Origin of the sequence: Psychrobacter sp. UBA3483, from assembly GCF_002377905.1 — a bacterium.
Classification (GTDB): Bacteria; Pseudomonadota; Gammaproteobacteria; order Pseudomonadales; family Moraxellaceae; genus Psychrobacter.
On the sequence record NZ_DFQS01000071.1, the window covers coordinates 1 to 24,447 of the forward strand.

Here is a 24,447-nt window from a genome sequence, read left to right on the forward strand (position 1 = left end):
TTTTTATTTTGAACTGACTATAGAAGAGGGATAGAGTAAGTAGATACAGAAGGCTGTGCGTTAATATCAATAAATAAGATATCACTCATAGCTTATATATAAATTCAGCCAAACCTTTTTGAAGTCGTCATTGCTGTCATGCAATTTATACGTTCAATCTTTGAAAACGTCTTGATGTTTGAATAGGACACGATGATTCCTCCGTAGGTTGTGGCCAATGTCAGAGCAACAATAGCAGATTAATTGGGATGATGTAGCGCCTATAAAATACAAGCACTATAAATCAATGAAAATATAGTAACGATTTAAAAAACAAAGTCAATAATTAATTTAATCTATATGAATTTTTATAGAAAACGTAACGCTTGTTAAAAAATCACATTAAACATAAACCTGATTATTTTTTAAGACAAAAAACTATTCAACACTTCAGCCAATAACGCCGCGGCAATTAAAATAAATATCACCCCGCAGCCGCGATTTAGCCATGCCAAACGCTCACCAACATCGAGCCAACCCGCCAGCTTCTTACCGCCAATGGTATAAATCAGTTGCCAAATCGTCTCGCTCAAAAACAGCCCACAAGTCAGCATAATATACTGCGGCCACAGCGGCGCGCTAAAATTAATAAACTTGGGGAAAAAGGCGGCAAAGAATAAAATCGCTTTTGGGTTAGACAGTGATACCCACATACCCGTTCGAAACAATAACCAATCGCTAGGCGGTGCTTTGACAGCAGCGCTTGAAAGCGAGCGCGGCATAGGCTTATCTGCCATTTCTATAGTCGCAGTCAGCTCTTTATGAACTTCTGTACTCAGCTCGCTGGCATCACTCATCAAGCTGCTACTGGCACTATCGCGCCACGATGCAACACCCAAATAAATAAGGTAAATCGCACCAACGGTCTTGATTACTGTCAATAACCATGGCGATTGACGACTGATAACATCAAGTCCAAGAAGTGTGGACAGCAGCAAAATAAATAATCCAAGGCTTAAACCTGCCAGCGTCCATAAAGTACGTTTTACGCCATAATTAAGGCCATATTGGAATGCCAGTAGCATGTTTGGACCGGGGGTCGCTGAGATAAAAAACGTACTTGCAAAAAATACCGCAAACAGATGCCAAGACATCAACGAACCCCTACTTTTTTATAAAAATTTAAATATTTCATGCACCATGTTGAAAAGCATGCGCCATATTGAAAAAATAAACACCGCCATAAAGACGGTGTATGTCATGCGCATCTATATTGCCATAAAATTGCTTGTTGACTATTTTATCAGCTGATAGCGCAGCTGTTTAGCAGCTTTTGTAAAAAATCATCACAACGTGCTATTTCACTTAGTGCCACATATTCATCAGCTTTATGCGCCTGCTCAATGCTGCCAGGACCGCAAATAATCGTTGGGATGCCGCTATTGGTAAATTGTCCACCTTCAGTTGCATAAGCGACTTTATGACGTGTATCGTCGCCGGTCAGAGCGATAATTAATGCTTGTAGCTCAGCGCTGTCGTTATCGGTCATCGCTGGTACACTTTCTTCTTGTAGCAGCTCAATGCCGGTATCGGCAGCGCGTGCTTGCATTTGGGCGCTGAGCTCTGCAACTTTTGCCGCAATTGGTGCGAGGATATCGTCTTGTGTCATATGCGGCAGATTACGATAATCAAAGGTAAATTCACAAAGATTGGGGACAATATTGGTCGCGGTACCGCCTTTTATCGTACCAACAGACAATGTCGAATAAGGCACATCAAACATGCCATCGTCATCGTCGCGCTGGCTGATTTCTTCTGCTAAAGTATCAACATAACCAATCAAACGACTGGCATAGCTAATAGCGTTAACACCTTGGGCAGTCAATGACGAATGCGCAGACTTGCCATGGACACGGCAACGGTAAACCGCGATGCCTTTATGCGCTACTACCATCGTCATGTTAGTCGGCTCGCCCACGATACAGTAATCAGGCATAATACCGCGCACCTTCAAATCCGCTAATAGCAGCGGTGCGCCCAAACAGCCCACTTCTTCATCAAACGACAATGCCAAATGTAATGGGCGACGCAATTGACCTGCGTTAGAGAGTTTTACCGCTTGCGGCAACAGTGTCAACGCACAAGCAATAAAACCTTTCATATCGCAAGCACCGCGACCGTATAGCTTGTCACCACGAATGGTCGCGGTAAACGGCTCTGACATCCAGTCTTGTCCATCTACTGGTACGACATCGGTATGACCCGATAGCACCAGACCATGATTCACTTCATCGGCATCTCTTCCCGCTGGCACCGTAACGAATAAATTGGCTTTATTTTTAGCATCATTAAAGGTTAAATCTACCGTAAGACCCAATTGCTCGCAATACGCTTTCACATCGTCAATCAATGCCAAATTTGAATGGCGACTGACCGTATCAAACGCAATTAATCTCGTTAGCCAGTCAACGCTGTCGGTGGGATAATTGCCAGTAGAGTAATAATCACTAGGCGTTTCTCGTTCTGCAGATTTATCATGATTTTTTAGCGTCATAAGACTTCCTTATCGTACTAAGATAAAAAGGCACAGCTTTTTTAATAAGCGTAATAACGAAGACACGCCCTAGCCTTTTTAAGCAGATTTTTTATTTAATTTTTTACTTATTTTTTTGAAATGAACGCTGTTGCAGGGCTTTGATTTCTTCATCCAAACCCGCAATCGGACCTTCGACTGGTACATTCGGCGCGACTTCTTGAATACTTAATGAATGGATGGGCGATGTTGAGATGACCCCCATCTCATCCATCCATGTGCTAAGCTGTTTTGATGAGCTGATATAGACGATACGACCCAGACCCGCCCACGCATGCGCCGCTGAGCACATCGCGCAATGCTCACCCGAAGTATAGACCATGGCTTTTGCCCGCGCTTCAGGGGTCATATTTTGAGCGGCCCATTTAGCCACAGCAATTTCAGGGTGGTAAGTGGCATCAACCGTATTGGCACGATTACGATCTTCTTGTAATATATTGCCATCGCCATCAACCAACACGCTGCCAAACGGCGCATCGCCCGCCTCCAAAGCTTCAGCAGCAAGCTCAATGCAGCGGCGTAAATAAACCATCCCATTATCAGTAGTCATCATCGCTTCCTTTCTCTCATTTTTTCAGCGCTATCTAATAGCCAAGTGTCCGGTGCCATTTGCATGGCATGAAACGTGACTACTTCTCATTCTATTTATCCTATCATATTAATTATGATGGGCGTTTCTGATTCATCACATCAACGACCGGCGGTATCGGTTTAGGCAGCTTACCTTCTGCCTGTAGCTCTTTGGTGGTTTTAGCATCGATAGCCAAGCCAGCAATTAGGGCAATATCTTTTACAGGTTTACGTTGACGCGTAGCAAAACTGACCGGCACCATGCGCGCAAATTCAAAAATATGCAGATAAGATTCTTCGCCACCTTCGAAATCTTCATCATCTTCTAATCGAATCGCACCGATTTTTGCCAAATCTGACAGCATCTCGTTTTCATCGCTACTCAAACTACAGTCGGTAATACCAAAACCGGTCATAAAGCCATTTGCCCACTGTTTCAGCGCTATCACGCGCTCGTACAGGTCATGTTCATCATCTGGTACCAGCGGCATATACGCATAAGCATCGTCTTTGTCTTTTAACTGAAAAACGATGTCTTCTGCCTCTTCGGTGAGTAAAGTTAATGCGGCATCAGGCAATGGCGCAAAGCTCAGCTCTTCAAACACCTTTGCCCATACTGGCTCATCAGGTGCGTTGCAGGCGGTCATCAGCCCTGTCATCAAGCCGTGTACCTCGCTTATAGACACGTCCGTCCAGTCATCAAACGCGGCCAACCAAGTATTCCAGCCAGAGATATTGTCATTCATAATAAAGGTCCTAGTGATTGATTAATAGAGGTAAATATAAACAGACGCCGCACGATGGTATTCATAAAGCGGCGATTGTTAGAAGTCATGAAACAAAGCGCCATACAATTACTTTGTTGATATAGATATTATGCGGTCACCTATGGCATTATTAAACGCAGACAACAAAATTCATTCACGCTTACTTGTTAAGGATAAAAACTGACTATGTATGACCAACTCAAAATATTAGAAAAAATGGTACTCGACATCAAAAAACAGTATCAGCTTGTCAGTGCTGAACTTAGCAGCCTCAAACAACAACCAGTGACTGACCCAAAAGAGCTCGCCGCGCTAAAGAACAAGCTCGATAGTAGCTATAGCGAGCGTGACGGTGCCAAAAAACAATTAAATGATCTTGATAAGCGCTATCAAAGCCTTGCCGAAGCCCATCATATGATTGGCGAAGAACAAGACAAATTAAACAAGCAGATTGAGCAATTACAGCACCAAAACCATGCACTGCAGCAGCGTAATAATGAATTAAAACAGCAGTATAGCGATATTAAGCAGCAAAATAGTGACTTGAAGAAGAAAAACGAATTGGCCGCTGAGCGTACCCAAGTGGTCTTACAGCGTTTAACGCGTATTGATCAAGCAGAAGGTTAAGCAGACGTTAATATTCACCATGCTTAACTTGACCAACCTTGCTGATTAACTTTATCTATTAAGCATTTAGGTTTATCAGCACTATATTTATAGCAGTGACAGCTAATTATTCACTTTAATGACACATATTGTAGGATTTATCATGACCGATGACCGCGCAAACCCTCTAGAGCGTCAACTGCAAAGCAGTCAGACTCACAACATTCAACCCAAAAACACTCAATCAACAGCCACTCCAGCAAAAGACAATCAAACACAAACCACGCAACCACAAAAAGCCATGCCAAATAATTCGAACACTCAAAATAGCAGTGCAAACAACAATGTAAATAGTAATGCAAATAGCACGGTAAGTAGTAGCGCTGCTAAACCTGAAAGCGCCCCTGAGCCGCAAATTAAAAAGGTCGATGTAGCGATTGCTGGCGTAACCTACCCTATTTTTTGTCCCGTACATGAACAAGAAGAGCTGCACTCGGCAGTTTCTTATATCAACGACTTTGCTCTAAAGTTAAGAAAAGAGGCACCAGGTCTTAGCCAAGAAAACTTATTGGTATTATCCTGCTTAAATTTATATGAAAAAATTCAAACTTATGAAAGAAACGAAGAAGATCGTCTACAACAAAGCAAACAGTCTGACGCCTTACTCAATAAAATTATGCAAGATGCGCATTCCATTTTATAAATTTGCAATGATATTAAATCGCCATTAGGATATTAAAACGATAAGCGCTTAGCTCATGAGAGCTAAGCGCTTTTTTAAATGGTGATAACCGCTTATCGACTTATGATTGACGACTTATGGCTTACAAGTTAGGCATCTGCTTGATAAGTCTTACCAGCATGAAAGTCTGCTTGATGCTCATAATTGCAAAAGAACAATGCTTTATTAGCGGCCATATCGTTATTACTATTTAAAGTAGGTGTAGGTTCTAGCACACCGCGATACTCAGCCAAACTGTTGCCACAAAAATCACACTGGCGCGGCGTGGTCACATCGCCCTTTTTCGGCATCATGCTTTTTGGCGCACGCGGGTACATAAACTTATAAAAGCCCCACATCACAGCCCAGATAATAAGAATTACAATAATAACGGCCAACACGTCAGTGCTCCTTTGGATACGTTCTAAGACATTATAAACCTAACGCTGTAGAATAAACGCATAAAAAACTGGCCACATGTAGCCAGTTTTTTATCTCGTTAATAAATTAACCGCATAGATGCTTAAACTAACGTCGGTTTATAACTGTCGTACTATAATGAACCAACTAAAGCTGCAGCTCACTGATATCAGCCACGGTCAAGAATAAGGCGCGAACTTGCTTAAGCAGTGCTAAGCGATTGTTCTTTAACGCTGCATCTTCACTATTTACCATGACATCAGCGAAAAATTGGGTCAATGGCGCATCTAAACTGACCAGCGTTTGCAATACTTGCGTATAATCAGCGGTTTCTAGCAAAGGTTTGACCGCCGTTTGCGCTTGCTGAACAGCCTGATACAATTCTCGCTCAGCAGGTTCAGATAATAACGACTCATCAACATTCTCAGCGACGCTTACTTCTGATTTTGCCAGAATATTGGCAACACGTTTGTTTGAATCTGCCAGCATTGAGGCTTGTGGCAATTCACTAAACGTTTGCACAGCGCGAATACGCTGATCAAAATCAAGCGGCATATGCGGATTAATCGCCTGTACTGCTTGAATAGTATCGACGCTGACACCCTGCTCGGTATACATCGCTCGATAGCGTGAGTTTAAGAACGCCATCACTTGGGTAAAGGTGTCGCCCATTTTAGCAATTTTGCTGCCTTCACTGGTGCTATAACCTTTAATCGCTTGCTCAACGAGAGCCACTAGATTAATTGGCAGCTGCTTTTCAATGAGAATACGCAAAATACCAATCGCTGAACGACGTAAGCTAAACGGATCTTTTGAGCCAGTCGGTGCTTGGTCAATGGCAAAAATACCGACGAGCGTATCTAAACGGTCAGCCAATGCCAAGCAAATACCAATCGGTGTCTGCGGCAATACGTCACCGCTGAACTTAGGCAAATACTGCTCTTCTAAACTTGCGGCGACTGCTTCAGGTTCATCATTTAAGCGCGCATAATACGTACCGGCGATACCTTGCAATTCAGGATACTCTCCGACCAATGAGCTGGCCAAATCCGCTTTTGATAAAATTGCGGCTCGTACCGTTTCATCAACATTAATCTCACGACTTTGCTGCTGCATCAGTGTCGCAATAAAGGCAGCCAGCTTGGCGATACGCTCAGATTTTTCCCAAATCGTACCGAGCTTATCTTGGAAAACACGCGTCTTTAGGCTTTCGGTCAAGGCAAATAATGGCTGCTTTTGGTCTTGTAGGAAGAAAAACTCCGCATCTGCCAAACGTGGACGTACAACTTTCTCGTTGCCTTCAATAATTTGATTGGGATCTTTTGACTCAATATTGGTGATAAAAATAAAATAAGGCTGCAATTTTCCTGCCTTATCGGTCAAGCAAAAATACTTTTGATCCGCTTGCATGGTTGAGATAAGCGCTTCTTGCGGCACTTGTAAAAAGCGCGGCTCAAAGTTTGCACGCAGCGCAATCGGGAAATCAACCAACGCCGTCACTTCATCTAACAAATCTTGTGGCACGATAGGATCGGCATTGACTTCATCAGCCAATGCTTTGACTTGGTTGTTAATCAGCGTTTGACGCTTATCAAAATCCGCCACGACTTTTAAACCTTCGAGCAATTGCTCATAATCATTGGCGTGCGTAATCTCGTGATATTCAGGACTATGAAAGCGATGACCACGCGTTTGATTACCGGTCTGATGCCCTTGTATAGTGGCACTAATGACAGCATCATCTTGCATCAAGACTGCCCACTGCACCGGACGGACAAACTCATTGCGGCTTGCGCCTGCACGCATACGCTTAGCAATGGGCAAATTATCAAGCGCGGTTTGAAATATCTCCGGTAGCAACTCCGTCGTCGCTTGACCATGAATGACTTGCTCATAGCCGACATAATCACCTTTATCGGTGTTGATGGTTATCAGCTCACTGGCTTCAATGCCTAAACCCTTGGCAAAACCCATTGCTGCGCGCGTCGGATTGCCATCGGCATCAAATGCCGCTTTAATCGCGGGACCACGCTTTTGCTCGCTACGATCAGGCTGCTTGTCGCTGATGCCCTCAATTTGAATCGCCAAACGACGCGGTGCGGCAAAGGCTTTAATACTATCGAAGCCAATTTCAGCTTCATTTAACTGCTCGGTGACACTCGCTTGTAGCGCATCACGTAAAGGTTTTAGGCTTTTTGGAGGTAGCTCTTCACACCCCAGTTCAAATAGAATAGTACTCATGGGATGCTCCTATTAATTATTAGTTTGTTTGTTGTCAGTAGCTTGATTATTTTCTGTATTCTCAGTGATTTCTTCTTTGGGCAAATACTTATCGAGCGCCGCTTGACGATGCGCCTCATCGGCTAATGGGAAGCCTAATTTCGCGCGTGCTTCGACGTAACCAATGGCAACTTTACGAGCCAGCGTACGTACACGCAGAATGAAACGCTGACGTTCTGTCACCGAAATCGCACCGCGCGCATCAAGTAAGTTAAAGGCATGTGACGCTTTTAGCACCATCTCATAAGCTGGTAATGGCAAACCTTCAGCAACCAACTTATCAGCCTGCTGCTCATAAAAATCAAACATCTGCCCCATCATTGGCACATCAGCGTGCTCAAAGTTATAGGTTGATTGCTCAACTTCGTTTTGATGGAAAACATCGCCATAAGTCACGCGACCAAATTCGCCATCTGCCCAAACCAAGTCGTAAACGCTATCGACGCCTTGTACATACATTGCCAAGCGCTCAAGACCATAAGTAATCTCGCCTGTCACGGGGAAACATTCGATACCGCCAACTTGTTGGAAATAAGTAAACTGCGTCACTTCCATCCCGTTGAGCCAAATCTCCCAACCAAGTCCCCATGCACCTAGGGTTGGCGACTCCCAGTTGTCCTCCACAAAACGCACATCATGTACCAATGGATCAATACCGATAGCGCGTAGTGAATCCAAATACAGCTCTTGGATATTGGGCGGATTGGGCTTTAAAACCACTTGGAATTGATAATAATGTTGTAGACGATTCGGATTATCACCGTAACGCCCATCAGTTGGACGGCGTGATGGCTGCACATACGCCGCATTCCAGCGCTCAGGACCTAATGAGCGCAAAAATGTCGCGGTGTGAAAGGTACCGGCGCCCACCTCCATATCATATGGTTGCAGGATGACGCAGCCTTTGTCCGCCCAGTAGTTCTGTAGGGTTAGGATTAAATCTTGAAACGTCATCGGCTGAGCGTGTTTTTCTTGTGTCATCGAAGTTGTCGCTTGAGATGTCATAGTTTGGATTGTCACAGTTTGGGGCATGTAATAACGCCACGGTGGAATTGATATTATAAAATAAGATATTGATAGCGCGCGTATCGCCTATTTGGCAACGGCTCTATTTGCCTGCTCACCTTACTAAAAATTGACTATTTTATCTATATTTAGCGCAATTAAATTTGTCTAAAGCGCTCAAATAGCCAGTTATTTGCTATGTTCATTGTCAAACTCTGCCTATAGCGGTTACTAAACCGATAGATATATAATAAGATAAAAAAATACCCAAATGCGTGAGCATTCGGGCAGGAGGAAAAGTGTGTCGCAGGCATCCTGATGAGTCAGGCTTTTTGTTTTTTCATGGGCTATTATTTTTATTTTAGCCTTGTACTTTATATTGTTACCGTTATTCAGATGACTTTGTCTTTAATATTGAGAACTTAATACTCGTCAAATTTTATATTCGTCTTAACTTTTTAACTTTGCTCTTACTCATAAGACTGAGCGTTTGCTTTAGGCATGATTATCCATAAGACAATATAAATTAAAATACCTGGAACGGCGGCGCTCATCGTTGAGACAATCACAAAAAGTAATCTTACCCATGTTGGCGACCAGCCGACATATTCTGCAATTCCGCCCATCACACCTGCGATCATACGATTATTTCTTGAGCGATGTAATTTTGCTAACTTAGCCAAATCAATTACCTCTCTTATTATTTATACTTATTTTTAATGTATTATTTAACGTTATTTTCTATAATTTATTTTGAAACGTTATAAAAATTCATAACTCTTTTGAACTTACGAATAAGTATAGCAACTATTGACTTTTTATCTGTTGATGATATAGACGTACTTTGTGAGTTTATGCTACTTAAACTTACTCTAAGCTCTCGTAATTGCGCCTAAACCCCTGATTTTAAATAACTATTTCAAAATGTTTCATGATTCACTTTGTTTCGCTTATATTACATATTCTGTTACAACCTCAAAAAGCTTAAGCAATTACTTTAAATCTGTTTAGGTCGAAAATCTTTATTATCTATTGATAATTTAATACTAAAAGCCCTTTCTAAAATAACGCCTATTTACAATAACCTACCTGTAAATCTATCCAAACCTTTATACCATGCTATTAGATTATCGATGCTTAGCAAATATGATTTGCCACGATAAATGATAAATAAAATAAAAACAGCATATAAGGAAAACCATGTACGAATCAGGATTAATGATTGGACATTTTGAACCCCTACATTTAGGACAAATGCGCAGTATATTGGACGCCGCAGGACAAGCAAAAACCCTTCATATCGTCGTTATGACGCACCCTGCTCCGCATCCAGACTTTACTATTACCTTGCAAGATAAGGCGCGTTGGCTACAGATGGCGTGCGCAGATTTGCCATTTATCCATATTCATACCACCGATGAGATTGAGCTACCGCTACATGAAAGCTTTGCCGATGTAAGCATCGATATTGCGGCGAGCAATGCCAAGCTGCAACGCTTAAAAGATGCATTAGGCCTGCCAACAGAAACGGTATTATTTGTCGCAGAGAACCATCCTTTGGCACAATTGGACGTTTGTGAGCAGCTCATCATGCGGGTGCTCACCACACCATTACAGCCTGAATTTGACTCTTATGCGATTGCACGTAATCCGGTTGCGCACTGGTCGGCGCTGCACCCACAAGTACGCGGCGACTATACCAAAACGGTTGCCATCGTCGGCGGTGAAAGCTCGGGCAAGACGACATTGGTACATAAGCTTGCCAACTATTATGGGGCTAGCTTTGCGCTAGAGATGGGACGGCTGTATGTCGGCACAGATTTGGGAGGTAGCGAGATTGGTCTGCAGTATAGCGATTATGGTCCCATTGCTCTCAATCATGCCCAAGCTATCCGCGCTGCCGCTGCTAGAGCAACGGCGCCTGTAACCATTATTGATACAGATTTCGTCACTACGCAGGCTTTTTGTGAAGAGTACGAAGGTCGTACCCATCCCTTTGTGAGCGCATGTATCGATGAGTTTCGCCTAGACCATACCATTATGCTCGATAACAATACGCCATGGGTTGACGATGGCATGCGCTCATTGGGTACGCCTGAGGCTCGCGGTCGCTTTGAGCAGCGCTTATTAGATATTTTTGCCCGTCATGATATTAAGCCGCATATGATTGATAAGCCAGATTATGATGCTCGCTATCAGCAAGCCCTGTTAATCATCGACGCGCTTATTTATGGTAAATAACAAACTTAAAAAAACCATAGAAAAAATGCTGTTAAAAAAAACAACTCTAAAATAAGAAAAAAACGATAATAGCTTTCATACTTTGAGGAAAGAGACGTTATGCGTATTCAGCTTCTAGACAACATCACCGGGAAATGGGCGATACAATGGACTGTCCTATGGTTTATTTGCGGTGTCATTGCTTTATCAGCAGGCTTTTGGCTGACCACCGAACACAATACCCTTGATTGGTTTTACTTAGCCGTGTCATTTATCGGTTTGATTTGCGTGGTGTCATTATCGTTCCGCAAAAATGTTCTAGGTAATGGTTTTGGGATGGCAGCGACCGCAGGCGAATTTGTGGTTCAAGCCACTTCTGGCGCCGTTGGTTTGATGCTCGCGCCGTTATTTAACTTTTTTAGTCATCTTTATGGGATTTTTTATTGGTCTAAGCATACGGACGCCGATGGCGATATGGTGCCCAAAGCTGCCAGTCGCTGGATTTGGCTATTAACCATTGCCTTTATGGTGATCGGTTTGGCGCTATTCCCCACCGTCAATGATTTACTCGCTAGCTATGGTTACGCCGTTGTTGAAGATGATAATAGTAAATTCTTGGGCTTTATCTCTTTCTTTTGGATTAACGTTATCGCTTTTGTGCTATCTATCACTGCGCAGGCAGCGATGATTCTGCGTTATTCATTTAACTGGTGGTTATGGATTTTATCCAATTTTGTTTGGCTGACCGTTAACCTAATGTCAGGCAACTATATCTTCGCCATTCAAACCATGGTCTACCAAGTCAACTCCTTTGTCGGACTGTATGAATGGTACCGCAGCGAGCAAGATTCTAGAGAATTAGCCCAACCAGTACGTTAATGGATAATTTTAGTAAAATATAAAAGTTGAAAAACAGACAAATGAGGTTAATAAGATGGCATGATTTGACTGTGGGGTTTACCAGATAAAATGGCGGATTGCGTAAATTAGTGCTACAACTGGTATTAATAAGTCGATTTACTCATTTATTCGCTAACAGGGAGGTTAGTATGTCTCGTACCCGTCAAGGCCGTATGTCAAAACGCACACTTGAGCAATGGCTCAGTGAATATTCTGTCAGTCATCAAAACTTAGTCAATAAAAAAATCCATTGGCTCTGTGTTCCAACCATTTTCGTCAGTATTTTAGGCATGGGCATGTCGCTATCGGTCTGGTTCACCTTGGTGATGAGCGCCTTAGTTTTAATCTTCTATATGCGTTTATCGACGCCGCTGTTTTTGGCAATGGGCATGTTTATTCTCGTATGCTTATCAGTGATGACGCTACTTCCGTGGGGCTTTAAGGTTTGGGCGGCTGTCTTTGTTATTGCTTGGATTGGACAGTTTGTCGGTCATAAAATTGAAGGCAAAAAACCGTCTTTCTTTGAAGATTTACAGTTCTTGCTGATTGGTCCAGCATGGGTAGCTAATAGCTTAATGCGCCGTAAAAAAGTTGAATAAATGGTATTTAATATTGTTACTATTTTAACTTTTCCATGTAATACAGACAAAAAAGCGCCACCCAATAATAAATTGAGTAGCGCTTTTTTTATTTGCTTACTATTTTGAAATTATTTTAAAAAATAGCTTATTTACCAAATACTTTCATACGATCTTCGACAGGCTTAAATGCTTTGTCGCCCGCTGGTTGTTCAATAGCGCCAAATACCATTTGTGCATTTAGTTCCCAATGCTCATCGATATTCCACTGTTCAGAAACTTTCTTATCGATAATTGGATTGTAATGCTGTAAGTTGGCACCGACATCAATACTGGCTAATGCCGTCCAAATAATGTATTGATGCATGGCATTGGTTTGATCCGCCCAAATTGGGAATTTATCCGCATATAAAGGTGCAGCAGCTTGCATGTCTCTGACAACGCTATGGTCTTCAAAGAACAAAATAGTACCAGCGCCGGCTTTAAAGCCATCCATTTTTTGCTTGGTCGCCGCAAATTGCTCTTCGTTATCGACGATATCGCGTAGGGTATCTTCGGTTAATTGCCAAAGCTTGTTATGGTCGTCACCAAACAAAACAGCGATACGCGTTGATTGCGAGTTAAATGACGATGGCGTATGCAACACTGCATGTTCAACCAACTCGACAATTTCATCATTTGAAACGGGTAATTGATCGCTCAAAGCATAAACTGAACGACGTTTTTCTGCCAATTTCTCTAATGTTTTTAGGTCTGACATAGTTTTCTCCATATTATTTATTAAGTATATTAGTGATTAAGTATATTAGTGATTAGAGGCTAATGAATACGAGTACGATTAATGGGTAATACCAAGCAACCATACTATCAACAAATCTGCTGTATTATAAGAAAGATTGACCTTAATCAATACTTCCTTTTTGTAATTACATCTTATTAATAGTCTATAGAAACCAAGATAAACTAAACAAATTAACCTTTAAAGCCTTGCGGTAATTCTGGTGCTGGCAAGCGTTTCATGTCTGAGTCGACATTACCAAAACGCTCATGACCGTTGTTCCAGTCGATGATAGATTGCTCAATCTCTTCTTTGTTGTCGGCGACAAAGTTCCACCACAGCAGCACTTGATTGTTTAATGGCTCACCGCCGATAAACATCACGCGGGTGCCTTTTTTGGCGACTAGCTTGATACTTTTATTATTGGCAACGTCGCTATCGTGGAAGCGGAACAATTGATCTTGCTCACAAATCTTGCCTTCGGACTCGATCTGCCCTTCTGTCACCAAAATACCATATTCAAAACCCGGCTCTAGGTTAAGCGTAACTTCACCATCTTCTAAGAAATAAACGTCGATACCGACCATTTTTGAATATTGAATGGTTGGCGCTTCATAACGCTCACCTGTGACACTGTGGTAGCTACCCGTCGTCAAAATCATCTCAACATTATTTTCCGTCCACGTCGGTAGTTCTGGATAATGATGGAAACTACGTTCGATTTGTTGATCGGTCGGTAGCGCAATCCACAGCTGTACCATACTTAGACCACGAGCGGCATCTGCCGAACCGCCGGTATCAGGAAAGACGCTTTGCTCTGTGTGGCTGATTCCTTGGGTTAGACCAGTACCTGCTGTCATGACGTTGACTTGATTTTTAGTAATCACTTGCTTATTACCCAAGCTGTCTTTGTGCAGCACCTCACCATTTAACATCCAGCTAAAGGTTTGCAGGTTGGTATGCGGATGACGACCGACTTGCATGCCTGTTTCATCTTCGCCAAATTCAGCAGGACCTGCATGGTCTAGAAAGCACCAAGCACCAATTGGCTGCTTGCCTTTATTGGGTAACAGACGAGCAATGGGAATGCCGCCCACATCTGCTAAGCGCGGCTCTAGGGTTTCAATACTCATGATTTACCTCTTATGATGTAATATAGAATCTAGTGTGACCAAAAGATAAAAATTAATGTCTATTATTTGGCATTAAAAGCTCATTTAGTATCAAAAGCTCATAGGTACTTCCATGAGCAAAACTCTGGCCTCATCGAGGACATCCATCGTAAAGTTCTTAGTATCCCAAACACCTAGACCATCGCGGGTATCCAAAGTGTTACCGTTTATAACGACTTTACCGCTAATGACAAAAATATAGACACCATTGTTAGGATTTTTAAGCTGATACGTCTCTGTCACGCCTTTATCAAAATCACCCATACTGAACCATGCATCTTGATGAATCCACACGCCTGCATCATCGCTATTAGGCGATAAAATTTGGTTAAACGCATTTGGCTTCATCAGTTCATCCATACGGATTTGCTGATAACGAGGCTCAACGTTCATTTTGTTTGGGATGACCCAAATCTGTAAAAAACTCACCGCCTCATGATTATCGGCGTTCATTTCACTATGGGTGATACCCGTACCTGCCGACATGACTTGGATTTCACCGGTTTCAATGATGCCATTATTACCGATGTTATCGCCGTGACCGAGCTTGCCTGATAAAGGAATACTGATAATTTCCATATCACGATGTGAATGTTTACCAAAACCTTGACCTGCGATGACAAAATCATCATTAATGACACGTAGCGCACCAAAGCCCATACGTTCTGGATTATGATAATTGGCAAAACTAAAGGTATGCTTGCTTTTTAACCAACCATGGTTGGCATCGCCACGAGAATCCGCTGCATGATAGATGGTTCTCATAATGTATCCTTAATTATTAGTAAGTCAAACGGCTTTAGAATTTGACATTCATTAACTCGTTTAAACAATGAAACTATTATAATTGTTGTCTACTAACAGATAAACAACGATATTCGCAATTGACTATTCTTATTTTTAGAACAATGTCATCATAAAGTTAAGGTAATATATTTATAACAGAACCCTGTATACTCATAACAGTACAACTAGCTTGAGCTGTTACTATGGCCAAAGTTACGATAAAAGTGTCATGAAAAAAAGTAACGCGAGCAGGTGTAAATTGAGTCCAGAAGATGTTAATCATACGATATAAGGAAATTTAACCATGTCAGATATGGCAAAGACAGATATGAAAAATAAACAACCATTACATTATGAAGTCATTAATAATACCGAGAAAAAGCGTTTTGAGATTCATATCGATGACAAAATCGCTTTAGAGGATTATGAATTTTTCACCACGAGTGCCGGCGAAAAAGGTATTGAATACAAACATACCGAAGTGCCAGCAGAGTTAGGTGGCCAAGGTATTGCAGGGTATCTGGTCAAATATATTTTGGATGATGCAGCGGCGAAAAACTTGCGGGTAAAACCAACTTGTTCTTATGTAAAGTCCTATATTGACAAGTATCCAGAGTACCAAGACAATTCAGTATTCCATAACGCTACGCCTTAAATAGCGATATATAAGCGCTTAACCAGAAAGCAAGAAAAACGCCCTATCCGTAAAGATAGAGCGTTTTTTATTGGCAATGGTTTAGGTGAGATTTATTATTGGTAGTATTCCTTAAGCGATATGCGCTAAGAATTCTTTATCGCGTGCCATCACTGATAAATACAGCACGGGCAATACAAACAAACCTACAGCCCAAAAACTCAGCTGCGTATATAGCAGCGCACCGACTAACGCGCCAACTAAAAAGCTAAACACCAATACTGAGCTGTGTGCCAGTTTTTTGCCATTATCGGCGTTTCGATTGCGTAGATAATCAGTCAAATTGATACCCAGTTGCGTGGTATTTCCAGTCATCAATACCGTTGGGCTCATGTGCTTAATCATTGTCTTGCTAGCGGTATTACGAATCGCCAGTGCAATGAGACCCAACCCACCTGTTATTGCCACGGTAATATCGCCGGCATCAACAAACGGCTGATAATAAAGCCCAGCCACCATAAATGCGGTCAAAAAAGCCGCTTCTGCTAAAAATAAGTGACTTAGCGTCAGTTGTTTATTCTGACTATGGTCAATAAATATTTTGGTGACCATAACCGTTAAAATAAACAACGGTAAAGCGGCAAGTTTGATCCATAAACCCGCCTCACCTTTCACCAAGCCACTACCCGCCATCACCAAGTTACCCGTGACATGGGCAGTAAAAAAACCAAACAAGGTGATAAAACCAATGGTATCAATCGCACCGCCGACCACTGTTAAAAGTACAGGCGTTTGATGACGTTGCCAAAAGCTGGGCAGCTTGGCAGTCTCTGTAGAAATAGGATTAGGCACGCGACGACTGGCCTGCAAATTTACGATTGATGGATTCTTTTCGCAAACTACCGATAATTAAGGCGATATTTATGGATGCGCTCATAGGGGCTCCTTGATTATGATTATAATACGATATTGTCTAAACCATTTACTCTACTAGATTCTGCGCGTATGACTGTTATCAATTGAATATGCGCCTGGTCCATGAGCAAAAATCATCAAGAAACCACCTGCCATCGCAATATTTTTCATAAATGGGTTCATTTGTGATTCATCAATCCAAAATTGATGGAAAAGTAGCGCCGACGCAATGCTAAAACCAGCCATTAAGATCGCCACCAAGCGCGCTTTAAAGCCTAATAAAATCGCGATACCACCAAGCAGCTCAACAGCAATGACCAAAGGCAATAGCATACCCGGTACGCCCATTGATTCCATATAACCTTGGGTAGCCGCGTAGCCGGTGATTTTGGTAAAGCCAGAAAAGATAAAGATCATCGATAATAATAAGCGGCCAATCGGGGCGCTCAGCTCTTGTAATTTGTCCATGATTATTCTCCAGTAAGATAAAAGTCATGATTATAAATATTTTATTTAAAAGACTTTTGTTCGATTAAATGATGGCATTATTGTAGTCGTTGCTTAATAATAGATAAACCATGATAACTGCAAATGTAAGTTCTCATTTAGAGAACAGTAAAGAGACTATTCAACTGCTACAATAATAAGAACCATTATAATATTGCTCATTACTTATGCTCGTTATCTATGCTTCTTACTAAGTCTTTCTACTTAAGCTCATTATCAAGACAGTTAGCATTTGAACTATCCTATAGGACCGCACAGAAAGAAACATTTTTCAATACGGTTTGACGTCTGATATCATGATTTTTTGCTACACTTATTATGTTGCTATATAAGAGATACTTAACGCTGGCTTTCAAATAAAGCGCTTTTCAACCAAATAATTTCTAAACGATTATCAGTCTTGGCGCTGATAATTAAAAAAGGCAGTATATTGACGCGACAATATACTTGCTCCTACTTACTCAGTTAAAAAGGATGATTTATGATCACTGTAAATTCTATTAAAAAAACAAACCGCGCAATCGCTTTTGCTGCTATCGGTACGCTTGGTCTGCTTAGCACATTAGGCCACGCGGCGACTTACGAGCTTGACCCGCATCATACCGCCGTGCGCTTTTCTGTCGACCACTTTGGTACCACGACCAATGCTGGCGGCTTTTATAATTTATCGGGCATTCTTGAATATGCGCCTAAAGAGCAAAAAGGTTTTGTCGGTATTACGATTCCTATGGGTAGCTTGAGCACAGGCATTAAAGCGTTTGACGGCCATCTGAAATCTGCCGATTTCTTTAACGTAAAAGAATATCCGACCGCTTACTTCAAATCGACCAAATGGGAATTTGACGGTGATAAAGTTAAAACGGTCAAAGGTGATTTAACGCTGCTAGGTAAGACTCATCCAGTGACTTTAAAAGCCACTAAATTTAACTGTTATGACAGCCCTTTATTAAAAGCTGAAGCGTGTGGTGGTGATTTTGAAACCACGATCGATAGAACCAAATGGGGCATCAATACCTTTACCGATGGCGGTATGATGAAAGACATCAAGCTGGTCGTTCAGGTAGAAGGTAGTAAAAAAGCGGATCTTAAATAAGACTGCTTTCTGACTGTAAAACCGTCCTTTATACGTGGCACAGTCTAAACGAGTTGGTGTTATTGATAAAAGGCTGGGTTTCTAACTCAGCCTTTTATATTTTATATCGTTAATTTTGAATAAAATAGATATATTAAATGTATGCTTAGATTAAGATAACACTTGGCAAATAACCGTTTTATATCATGGTCATCATAAGATATAGCAAAATAACAATAGCTAAATAACCATATCTAAAAAACAGTAAGGAGGTAGCTAGGATGGGACAACTAGAAGACATGGCAATGTTTGTGCGTATTGTCGAGGCGGGTAGCATTACTAAGGCTGCCGAGCAACTCAATATTGCCAAGTCAGCGGTGAGCCGCCGTCTTAAGGATTTAGAGACGCGCTTGGGCAGTCAACTTATCAGCCGCACAACGCGCCAATCGAATCTGACCCAAGCTGGCGAGCAGTATTACCAAAAGGTGAGTAATATCCTCAGCGAAGTGGACGCGCTAAACGAGGAAACCAGTGGCGCGCCGACGCGTATCGAGGGTACCTTAAAAATGACCGCGCCCTTGTCATTTGGCTTAATGCATTTAAACGATGTCATCGATGAGTATGCCAATCAGCACCCCAATCTGAATTTTGAGCTGAACTTTTCTGACCGGCATACCGATTTGGTAGAGGAAGGATTTGAATTAGCCATTCGGATTAGGGAGCTGCAAGATTCAAGTTATCAAGCCAAACGTCTGGCGCTGATTCGTTATACCTTATGTGCCAGTCCTGAATATCTGACTAGAGTAGGCATGCCAGAAACCATCGAGGATTTGGCCAAGCATGAGTTTTTGCAATACGGCTTGAGTAAATCCAGCATGCTTGAGCTGATAGACGAGCAAGGCAAAAAACACCAAGTGGCTATTAACTCAAAAATAAAAGTGAATAACGGTGACTTTTTGCGTGATATGGCCGTAAAAGGGCACGGTATTGCTTTTTTACCCAATTTCATCACTTATAAAACCCTAGCCAGTGGTGAGCTGGTGCCCATTATGCAGAAGTATCAACTGCCCACTTTAAACGCTTATGCAGTCTACCCAAAAAATCGTTTTTTATCGCAGCGTTGCCGTTATCTCATTGATTTTATTGCCGAGCGTTTTGGTGACAATCCTTATTGGGATAAATTTTAATAGACCTAATTTAGTAAACTGAGCAGTTTTTCAAAGTCGCTATAAATCTTAAAACAATACTGTTAGTATTATTTTAAGTTATCCATCAGCCATAAGGAAATGCATTATGGATTTATCAACGTTAGGCATGAAAGCCATTCACGACTTTGATGACGTTCGTCAAAGCCTGTTACCACAAGAGCGCCTAAAAGCCGCACGCACGCACGCAAACGCTTTTAGAGAACGCTTTATGGATGAGCCTCCGGTACAGTTTTATCAAAGCGCCGACATGGTGCGCGTGCCCTACCCGACATGGTACGCTTACAGTGGCGTCTATACCCAAAGCACCTATAAATTTCCCTACATTCATATCTTAAATCGCATTTTTATCGTGCAATATCATGACTTTTCGGGCGAATTAAAAACCTTGCTGTTTTCTCCTTCTGATATTGAAGCGGATCGTGAGACGCCATTCTTTAAACGCTTAACCGATAAAATGCCCAGTTGGTCGCCGCTTGAAGGCGTGGTTGCGCCTATCATTCGTGATGTCACTGGTGCCTTAGCGGAAGTTGGCTTGTCTCCAGAAGACGTTGATTATATTAGCTACGACCACCTTCACACCCAAGATGTACGTCGTTGGCTCGGTACAAAAGATAAGCCTGCCTATTTCCCCAACGCCAAGTTATTGGTTCATGAGCAAGAATGGTTAAGTACTACCTCATTATTACCCGTGCAAGCAGATTGGTATTGCCCAAATGGTATTGAAGGTGTCGATCCTGACAAAGTGATTAAGTTCACCGGTAGCATTCAATTGGGTGAAGGCGTCGCACTCGTGCATACCCCCGGTCATACCGAAGGTAATCATTCGTTAGTCGCCCGCGTACCTGACGGCATCAGAGTGACTTCAGAAAATGGCGTCGGCGCTGATGCTTATGCACCCATGAATTCGAAAGTAAATGCTATCCGCCGTTATGCCAAAGATACAGGGATAGAAGTGATTTTAAATGGAAATACCCTAGAAGGCAGTAATGAGCAATATATCTCAATGGTTATAGAGAAAACCATCGCGGGGCCTTCTAAAAATCCTGACTTCCCTAACTGCGCCTCTAGTAGCGAAGCAACGCCCTACTGGCTCATTCCTGGGCATAAAGTCAGTCATTTAATCGGCGAGGCAAAGTTTGGTAGCTTGCAGAAAAAATCAGCAAAACAGTCAAGCTCGATAAAAGACAGCTCATTGCAAAAGGAAAGCGCGTGATGGGTTATTTTACGGGTAAAACTATCTATATCACTGGGGCGGCCTCTGGTATCGGACTTGAAACAGCTAAGCAGCTGATTGGGCAAGATGCCAATTTGGTCTTGTTTGATAGACAAGCGCTTGATGAGGCCGTTGCTATTCTGCAAGGTTTGAACAAAAAAAAAGCTTCGATTATCAGCTATAAATTGGACGTCACTGACGGCGATACCACAACCAAGAAAATCGCTGAGGCTGCAAGCAAGCTATCGCCTGATATCTTAATGCATTTTGTCGGGATTACAGGGCCTTGGACGTTTGATGAGATGAGCCAAGAACAGTTTGAGCGCGTACTGACTATCAATCTATTCGGCACTCGTAACGTCTTGGCTGCCGTGCGCCCGTTTTTATCGCGTGGCGATCAGGTCATGGTAACCGCTTCGATGGCGTCATTTACCGGCAGTTATGGCTACAGCTCTTATAGCGCCTCAAAATTTGCTATTTGGGGCATGATGCAATCTATCGGTTTTGAGTGGAAGCCTGACGGTATTGATATCACTGTCTTTGCGCCGCCACCGATAGATACGCCGCTCACCCAAGCAGAAGTCGGCGTAATGGCACAAGCCGGTGTCGGCATGAAAAAACTGGCTGGTGAATTAAAAATTGACGATGCCGTTAAATCAATGCTCAAAGGCGTAGAAAAGCGGCAGTTCTTGGTCGTCCCAGGCGTGATGGCAAACTTGATTAGATTACAGCTGCGCTTCTTTCCTGTGAGCTGGGTTAATTGGATAGGCAATAAGACCGTCGCTTTTTCGCTTAGAAAATAGCATTTCTAACAATGGCTTATTTGCATTAAAATTTCGCCGCCATCGAGTTTTAATCAGTCAGTTAAAAACAATTCCCATAAAAAAGCGTCACCCAACATTGAGTTAGGTGACGCTTTTTTATGACAAGTTTTCTACACTAGCGACTATCGAATCTTAATCTAATGTTTGTACACCGCCGCCATTAACAAATAACGTCTGACCACTCACCCATTCGGAGATAGGCGCCGCAAAATACAGCATCGCTCCCGCGATATCATCGGCTTCGCCTAAACGTTTGATAGGCGTATGCGATAGCATTTTCTCTTCAATCTCAGGCGTCAATACGCTCTCCAACGCCGCAGTGCGCGTGGCACCTGGACCCACAGCATTAATACGCACCTCAGGACCGAAGTCATGGGTCAGGTTAGCGACCATATGATTGACCGCCGCTTTTGATGCAGCATAGCCGCTCATATCTGGGCTCTTATTGACACTCGACATCGATGTGGTGATTACGATTGAGCCATAGCCTGATTTTTTCATATGTGGCACGCATAACTGGCATAAGCGCCACGCGCTAAAAACGTTTAATTCAAAGTCGCGACGAAAATCATCAACAGTGATTTTAAACGGATTTTCTTGCCCGCCACCGCCGCCGCCGGCGTTACTAATCAGGATATTGATACGACCAAACACCTCTAGTGTTTTATCGACCATGGCGACCAAATCCTCATCTTTTAAAATATTGCATTCAACAGCCAACACTTTTACACCGTAGCTTTCAATTTCTTTGGCAGCTTTATTGGCATCTTCAATCTTTAAATCTGCAATGACGATATTTGCGCCTGCTTGCGCCAAACGCAAAGCCGTCGCCTTACCAATCCCATTGGCGCCGCCCGTCACAATCGCCGTTCTACCACTTAAATCAAACAATTCATTAAATGCTTTATGTTGAAAATCTTGCATACCCAATCCTTATCATCATTATTATTATTTTTAAAAGCTACAGACCATTATAGTGAACGTACATTCGTGTTTAACGTACTTTATCATCTGTAGCCGACTACAGATAAGTATGCCCAGATAAACTCAAATGAGTGTGTCAAATTATCCGTAATTTGTAACGGGTACATTTTATAATGCAGGGGTTTTTAGTATATCTATAAACTTTTAATAGCGCTGCCAACTCGCCTTTTAAATGTTAAGTGCTAAATTTAAAATATAAAAAAGCCTTACTTCTTATAAGAAGTAAGGCTTTAGTGCTTTTGCAAGCTATATTTGGAGCGGGATAAGAGATTCGAACTCTCGACCCCAACCTTGGCAAGGTTGTGCTCTACCACTGAGCTAATCCCGCTAAACATCAAATCGTAGAGTTTTTAACAACGACTACGTCTCGATAGGCTGGCTATTTTAGCAAATATTCTGTAGGTGTCAATAGCTTTTTTTAAATTTTTGACCAACAATTGGCACTTTGAGTGGTTCTTGAGGCAGGAAAACATATACGTTATTGATTTCAATTACTATTTCCATTCCTGATAATAACGCTATAAATTTAAAATATTTATAAATCGTAGCAAATTTTATGGGGGCTAGTATGAAGTAGCAAACTTTCACTTATCACATTTACAATCCCACTGCTTATTGTTACTTTTTCTGTCTAGGTTTTCACTTGCCAACATCATTATACTTATGGCTAATGATAGTTGGGGTACAGTTTTATCGTTTTGATAGATTTATGAGTAAGATGAACCTTTTAATAATAAGCTAGCTTTACCGCGACCGTTTTAATTTCAATATTGTTTAATTTTTTATATTTACAGCGAGGACGTTTTATGAAGAAGCTACTTACCACAACCGTCATGGCGGCATCTTTGTCGGCATTGACCCTGACTGGTTGCTCTAGTACTACCAGCACCGGCGCTGTAGGCGTTGACCGTCAGCAGCTACTTTTGGTTTCTAGTGAACAAGTTCAGCAATTATCAGCGCAAAGCTACAATAAGAACATTCAAGAAGCACGTGCACGCGGTTTGCTTGACACCAATAAAGCCCAGCTCAATCGTTTAAAAAATATCTCTAATCGTTTGATTGGTCAAGTTGGCGTTTATCGTCCTGATGCGGCGAAATGGCAGTGGGAAGTTCACACCATTAAATCTAATGAGCTGAATGCGTTTGTAATGCCAGGTGGTAAGATTATGTTTTATACTGGTATCATTGATCGCTTAAATCTTAGCGATGATGAAATTGCCGCTATTATGGGGCATGAGATGTCTCATGCCCTACGTGAACACTCACGTGAGCGCTTATCACGTGAGTATGCAACGCAGACAGGTATCGGCGTCGCTGCTAGTATCTTCGGTCTATCACAAGGCCAGGCAGAACTTGCTAGCGTCGCGGGTGACTTAGGTCTTAGCCGTCCGCACAGCCGCACACAAGAAGCAGAAGCTGACCAGATCGGTCTTGAGCTGATGGCACGTGCAGGCTATAATCCGCAAGCCGCGATTACCTTATGGCAAAAAATGCAACGCGCCAGCCAAGGTGAGCCACCACAATTTTTGAGTACTCACCCAACCAGCAGCAACCGTATTGCGCAATTGCAGTCATTGATGCCTAAGGTAATGCCGTTATATCAAAAAGCACGTCGTTAAAATTTAATAGTAAATTATATCCATAACCCCACTCTCACCTTGAATTAAGCAAATCAACCTGAAGAGGCGGGTTACCAAGTTTTTTATTGAGAAAAA

The 24,447-nt window shown here is 42.2% G+C and carries 25 protein-coding genes and 1 tRNA gene; 11 read left to right on the forward strand and 15 right to left on the reverse strand.

Translation table 11 applies throughout. The features are described from left to right. Positions 1-404: 404 nt before the first annotated feature. The 4 genes from B2866_RS12615 to B2866_RS12630 form a co-directional block, all read right to left on the reverse strand. Positions 405-1,133 carry a LysE family translocator gene (locus tag B2866_RS12615; RefSeq protein WP_296194889.1) on the reverse strand — a complete coding sequence of 243 codons (729 nt, stop codon included), beginning with the start codon at positions 1,131-1,133 and terminating at the stop codon, positions 405-407. Positions 1,134-1,282: 149 nt separating this feature from the next. After that, positions 1,283-2,533, reverse strand: coding sequence for an acetylornithine deacetylase (argE, locus tag B2866_RS12620; RefSeq protein ID WP_296194891.1), 1,251 nt, complete (start codon positions 2,531-2,533; stop codon positions 1,283-1,285). Positions 2,534-2,636: 103 nt separating this feature from the next. Next, complete coding sequence (locus B2866_RS12625) at positions 2,637-3,122, reverse strand: nucleoside deaminase (RefSeq protein ID WP_296194894.1); 486 nt, start codon at positions 3,120-3,122, stop codon at positions 2,637-2,639. Positions 3,123-3,234: 112 nt separating this feature from the next. Further along, positions 3,235-3,888: a UPF0149 family protein gene (locus B2866_RS12630; protein ID WP_296194897.1), complete on the reverse strand. Its 654-nt coding sequence runs from the start codon at positions 3,886-3,888 to the stop codon at positions 3,235-3,237. 207 nt (positions 3,889-4,095) lie between these two features. Between B2866_RS12630 and B2866_RS12635 the strand changes: the two genes are divergently transcribed. Continuing rightward, positions 4,096-4,536 carry a hypothetical protein gene (locus tag B2866_RS12635; RefSeq protein WP_296194900.1) on the forward strand — a complete coding sequence of 147 codons (441 nt, stop codon included), beginning with the start codon at positions 4,096-4,098 and terminating at the stop codon, positions 4,534-4,536. A 142-nt stretch (positions 4,537-4,678) separates the two neighbouring features. After that, positions 4,679-5,218 (forward strand): cell division protein ZapA, encoded by a 540-nt coding sequence (locus B2866_RS12640; protein WP_296194903.1) that lies wholly within the window; start codon positions 4,679-4,681, stop codon positions 5,216-5,218. A gap of 128 nt (positions 5,219-5,346) precedes the next feature. Here B2866_RS12640 and B2866_RS12645 read toward each other — a convergent pair whose 3' ends face one another. The 4 genes from B2866_RS12645 to B2866_RS12660 all read right to left on the reverse strand — a co-directional run bounded on the left by B2866_RS12645 (position 5,347) and on the right by B2866_RS12660 (position 9,624). After that, positions 5,347-5,637: a hypothetical protein gene (locus B2866_RS12645; protein WP_404814803.1), complete on the reverse strand. Its 291-nt coding sequence runs from the start codon at positions 5,635-5,637 to the stop codon at positions 5,347-5,349. 166 nt (positions 5,638-5,803) lie between these two features. Continuing rightward, a complete protein-coding gene (gene glyS / locus B2866_RS12650; RefSeq protein ID WP_296194906.1) occupies positions 5,804-7,897 on the reverse strand; it encodes a glycine--tRNA ligase subunit beta in 2,094 nt (697 codons plus the stop codon). 12 nt (positions 7,898-7,909) lie between these two features. Further along, positions 7,910-8,917 (reverse strand): glycine--tRNA ligase subunit alpha, encoded by a 1,008-nt coding sequence (gene glyQ / locus B2866_RS12655; protein ID WP_409520894.1) that lies wholly within the window; start codon positions 8,915-8,917, stop codon positions 7,910-7,912. 494 nt (positions 8,918-9,411) lie between these two features. Continuing rightward, complete coding sequence (locus B2866_RS12660; RefSeq protein WP_296194909.1) at positions 9,412-9,624, reverse strand: PspC domain-containing protein; 213 nt, start codon at positions 9,622-9,624, stop codon at positions 9,412-9,414. A gap of 517 nt (positions 9,625-10,141) precedes the next feature. Between B2866_RS12660 and nadR the strand changes: the two genes are divergently transcribed. The 3 genes from nadR to B2866_RS12675 all read left to right on the forward strand — a co-directional run bounded on the left by nadR (position 10,142) and on the right by B2866_RS12675 (position 12,660). Beyond that, on the forward strand, positions 10,142-11,182 hold the full coding sequence (gene nadR, locus B2866_RS12665) for a multifunctional transcriptional regulator/nicotinamide-nucleotide adenylyltransferase/ribosylnicotinamide kinase NadR (RefSeq protein ID WP_296194911.1): 1,041 nt from the start codon (positions 10,142-10,144) through the stop codon (positions 11,180-11,182). Between the two features lie 99 nt (positions 11,183-11,281). Beyond that, the gene (gene pnuC, locus B2866_RS12670; protein WP_296194914.1) at positions 11,282-12,040 is read left to right on the forward strand and encodes a nicotinamide riboside transporter PnuC; all 759 of its coding nucleotides are present in this window, start codon (positions 11,282-11,284) and stop codon (positions 12,038-12,040) included. A 170-nt stretch (positions 12,041-12,210) separates the two neighbouring features. Beyond that, positions 12,211-12,660 (forward strand): DUF962 domain-containing protein, encoded by a 450-nt coding sequence (locus B2866_RS12675; RefSeq protein ID WP_296194916.1) that lies wholly within the window; start codon positions 12,211-12,213, stop codon positions 12,658-12,660. A gap of 127 nt (positions 12,661-12,787) precedes the next feature. Here the strand turns inward: B2866_RS12675 and B2866_RS12680 are convergent, their stop codons facing one another. The 3 genes from B2866_RS12680 to B2866_RS12690 form a co-directional block, all read right to left on the reverse strand. After that, entirely contained in the window at positions 12,788-13,399 is a 612-nt protein-coding gene (locus B2866_RS12680) for a nitroreductase family protein (RefSeq protein WP_296194919.1), read from the reverse strand. 212 nt (positions 13,400-13,611) lie between these two features. Next, the gene (locus B2866_RS12685) at positions 13,612-14,550 is read right to left on the reverse strand and encodes a pirin family protein (RefSeq protein ID WP_296194922.1); all 939 of its coding nucleotides are present in this window, start codon (positions 14,548-14,550) and stop codon (positions 13,612-13,614) included. 90 nt (positions 14,551-14,640) lie between these two features. Then, positions 14,641-15,354, reverse strand: coding sequence for a pirin family protein (locus B2866_RS12690; RefSeq protein WP_193029912.1), 714 nt, complete (start codon positions 15,352-15,354; stop codon positions 14,641-14,643). A gap of 325 nt (positions 15,355-15,679) precedes the next feature. Here B2866_RS12690 and B2866_RS12695 point away from each other — a divergent pair, with 325 nt between their 5' ends. Beyond that, a complete protein-coding gene (locus tag B2866_RS12695) occupies positions 15,680-16,030 on the forward strand; it encodes a GNAT family N-acetyltransferase (protein WP_296194928.1) in 351 nt (116 codons plus the stop codon). A 111-nt stretch (positions 16,031-16,141) separates the two neighbouring features. Here B2866_RS12695 and B2866_RS12700 read toward each other — a convergent pair whose 3' ends face one another. Next, the gene (locus tag B2866_RS12700) at positions 16,142-16,861 is read right to left on the reverse strand and encodes a YoaK family protein (protein ID WP_409520895.1); all 720 of its coding nucleotides are present in this window, start codon (positions 16,859-16,861) and stop codon (positions 16,142-16,144) included. Positions 16,862-16,999: 138 nt separating this feature from the next. Next, complete coding sequence (locus B2866_RS12705) at positions 17,000-17,392, reverse strand: DoxX family protein (RefSeq protein ID WP_296194932.1); 393 nt, start codon at positions 17,390-17,392, stop codon at positions 17,000-17,002. 520 nt (positions 17,393-17,912) lie between these two features. On the opposite strand from B2866_RS12705, the gene B2866_RS12710 reads away from it, so the two are divergent. From B2866_RS12710 to B2866_RS12725, 4 genes are all read left to right on the forward strand, one after another. Then, positions 17,913-18,524: a YceI family protein gene (locus B2866_RS12710; RefSeq protein WP_296194935.1), complete on the forward strand. Its 612-nt coding sequence runs from the start codon at positions 17,913-17,915 to the stop codon at positions 18,522-18,524. 260 nt (positions 18,525-18,784) lie between these two features. After that, positions 18,785-19,690, forward strand: coding sequence for a LysR family transcriptional regulator (locus B2866_RS12715; RefSeq protein WP_296194937.1), 906 nt, complete (start codon positions 18,785-18,787; stop codon positions 19,688-19,690). 106 nt (positions 19,691-19,796) lie between these two features. Next, on the forward strand, positions 19,797-20,924 hold the full coding sequence (locus B2866_RS12720) for a hypothetical protein (protein WP_296194940.1): 1,128 nt from the start codon (positions 19,797-19,799) through the stop codon (positions 20,922-20,924). Further along, positions 20,924-21,727 carry an SDR family NAD(P)-dependent oxidoreductase gene (locus B2866_RS12725; RefSeq protein ID WP_296194942.1) on the forward strand — a complete coding sequence of 268 codons (804 nt, stop codon included), beginning with the start codon at positions 20,924-20,926 and terminating at the stop codon, positions 21,725-21,727. The genes B2866_RS12720 and B2866_RS12725 overlap by 1 nt, the downstream gene beginning before the upstream one ends. 153 nt (positions 21,728-21,880) lie before the next feature. Here B2866_RS12725 and B2866_RS12730 read toward each other — a convergent pair whose 3' ends face one another. Then, positions 21,881-22,672: a glucose 1-dehydrogenase gene (locus B2866_RS12730; protein WP_296194944.1), complete on the reverse strand. Its 792-nt coding sequence runs from the start codon at positions 22,670-22,672 to the stop codon at positions 21,881-21,883. 313 nt (positions 22,673-22,985) lie between these two features. Beyond that, positions 22,986-23,060 (reverse strand) — tRNA-Gly (locus B2866_RS12735). Positions 23,061-23,538: 478 nt separating this feature from the next. Here B2866_RS12735 and B2866_RS12740 point away from each other — a divergent pair. Beyond that, positions 23,539-24,351 carry a M48 family metallopeptidase gene (locus tag B2866_RS12740; protein WP_296194947.1) on the forward strand — a complete coding sequence of 271 codons (813 nt, stop codon included), beginning with the start codon at positions 23,539-23,541 and terminating at the stop codon, positions 24,349-24,351. The last annotated feature ends 96 nt before the right edge of the window (positions 24,352-24,447 follow it).

Coding starts and splice junctions, on each gene's coding strand:
- B2866_RS12695 (WP_296194928.1), top strand. CDS start 15,680: ATGTCAGATATGGCAAAGACAGATATGAAAAATAAACAACCATTACAT.
- B2866_RS12690 (WP_193029912.1), bottom strand. CDS start 15,354: ATGAGAACCATCTATCATGCAGCGGATTCTCGTGGCGATGCCAACCAT.
- argE (WP_296194891.1), bottom strand. CDS start 2,533: ATGACGCTAAAAAATCATGATAAATCTGCAGAACGAGAAACGCCTAGT.
- B2866_RS12640 (WP_296194903.1), top strand. CDS start 4,679: ATGACCGATGACCGCGCAAACCCTCTAGAGCGTCAACTGCAAAGCAGT.
- B2866_RS12630 (WP_296194897.1), bottom strand. CDS start 3,888: ATGAATGACAATATCTCTGGCTGGAATACTTGGTTGGCCGCGTTTGAT.
- B2866_RS12740 (WP_296194947.1), top strand. CDS start 23,539: ATGAAGAAGCTACTTACCACAACCGTCATGGCGGCATCTTTGTCGGCA.
- B2866_RS12680 (WP_296194919.1), bottom strand. CDS start 13,399: ATGTCAGACCTAAAAACATTAGAGAAATTGGCAGAAAAACGTCGTTCA.
- B2866_RS12730 (WP_296194944.1), bottom strand. CDS start 22,672: ATGCAAGATTTTCAACATAAAGCATTTAATGAATTGTTTGATTTAAGT.
- B2866_RS12615 (WP_296194889.1), bottom strand. CDS start 1,133: ATGTCTTGGCATCTGTTTGCGGTATTTTTTGCAAGTACGTTTTTTATC.
- B2866_RS12625 (WP_296194894.1), bottom strand. CDS start 3,122: ATGACTACTGATAATGGGATGGTTTATTTACGCCGCTGCATTGAGCTT.
- B2866_RS12705 (WP_296194932.1), bottom strand. CDS start 17,392: ATGGACAAATTACAAGAGCTGAGCGCCCCGATTGGCCGCTTATTATTA.
- B2866_RS12685 (WP_296194922.1), bottom strand. CDS start 14,550: ATGAGTATTGAAACCCTAGAGCCGCGCTTAGCAGATGTGGGCGGCATT.
- B2866_RS12725 (WP_296194942.1), top strand. CDS start 20,924: ATGGGTTATTTTACGGGTAAAACTATCTATATCACTGGGGCGGCCTCT.
- B2866_RS12635 (WP_296194900.1), top strand. CDS start 4,096: ATGTATGACCAACTCAAAATATTAGAAAAAATGGTACTCGACATCAAA.
- glyQ (WP_409520894.1), bottom strand. CDS start 8,917: ATGACACAAGAAAAACACGCTCAGCCGATGACGTTTCAAGATTTAATC.
- B2866_RS12715 (WP_296194937.1), top strand. CDS start 18,785: ATGGGACAACTAGAAGACATGGCAATGTTTGTGCGTATTGTCGAGGCG.
- glyS (WP_296194906.1), bottom strand. CDS start 7,897: ATGAGTACTATTCTATTTGAACTGGGGTGTGAAGAGCTACCTCCAAAA.
- nadR (WP_296194911.1), top strand. CDS start 10,142: ATGTACGAATCAGGATTAATGATTGGACATTTTGAACCCCTACATTTA.
- B2866_RS12710 (WP_296194935.1), top strand. CDS start 17,913: ATGATCACTGTAAATTCTATTAAAAAAACAAACCGCGCAATCGCTTTT.
- B2866_RS12720 (WP_296194940.1), top strand. CDS start 19,797: ATGGATTTATCAACGTTAGGCATGAAAGCCATTCACGACTTTGATGAC.
- pnuC (WP_296194914.1), top strand. CDS start 11,282: ATGCGTATTCAGCTTCTAGACAACATCACCGGGAAATGGGCGATACAA.
- B2866_RS12675 (WP_296194916.1), top strand. CDS start 12,211: ATGTCTCGTACCCGTCAAGGCCGTATGTCAAAACGCACACTTGAGCAA.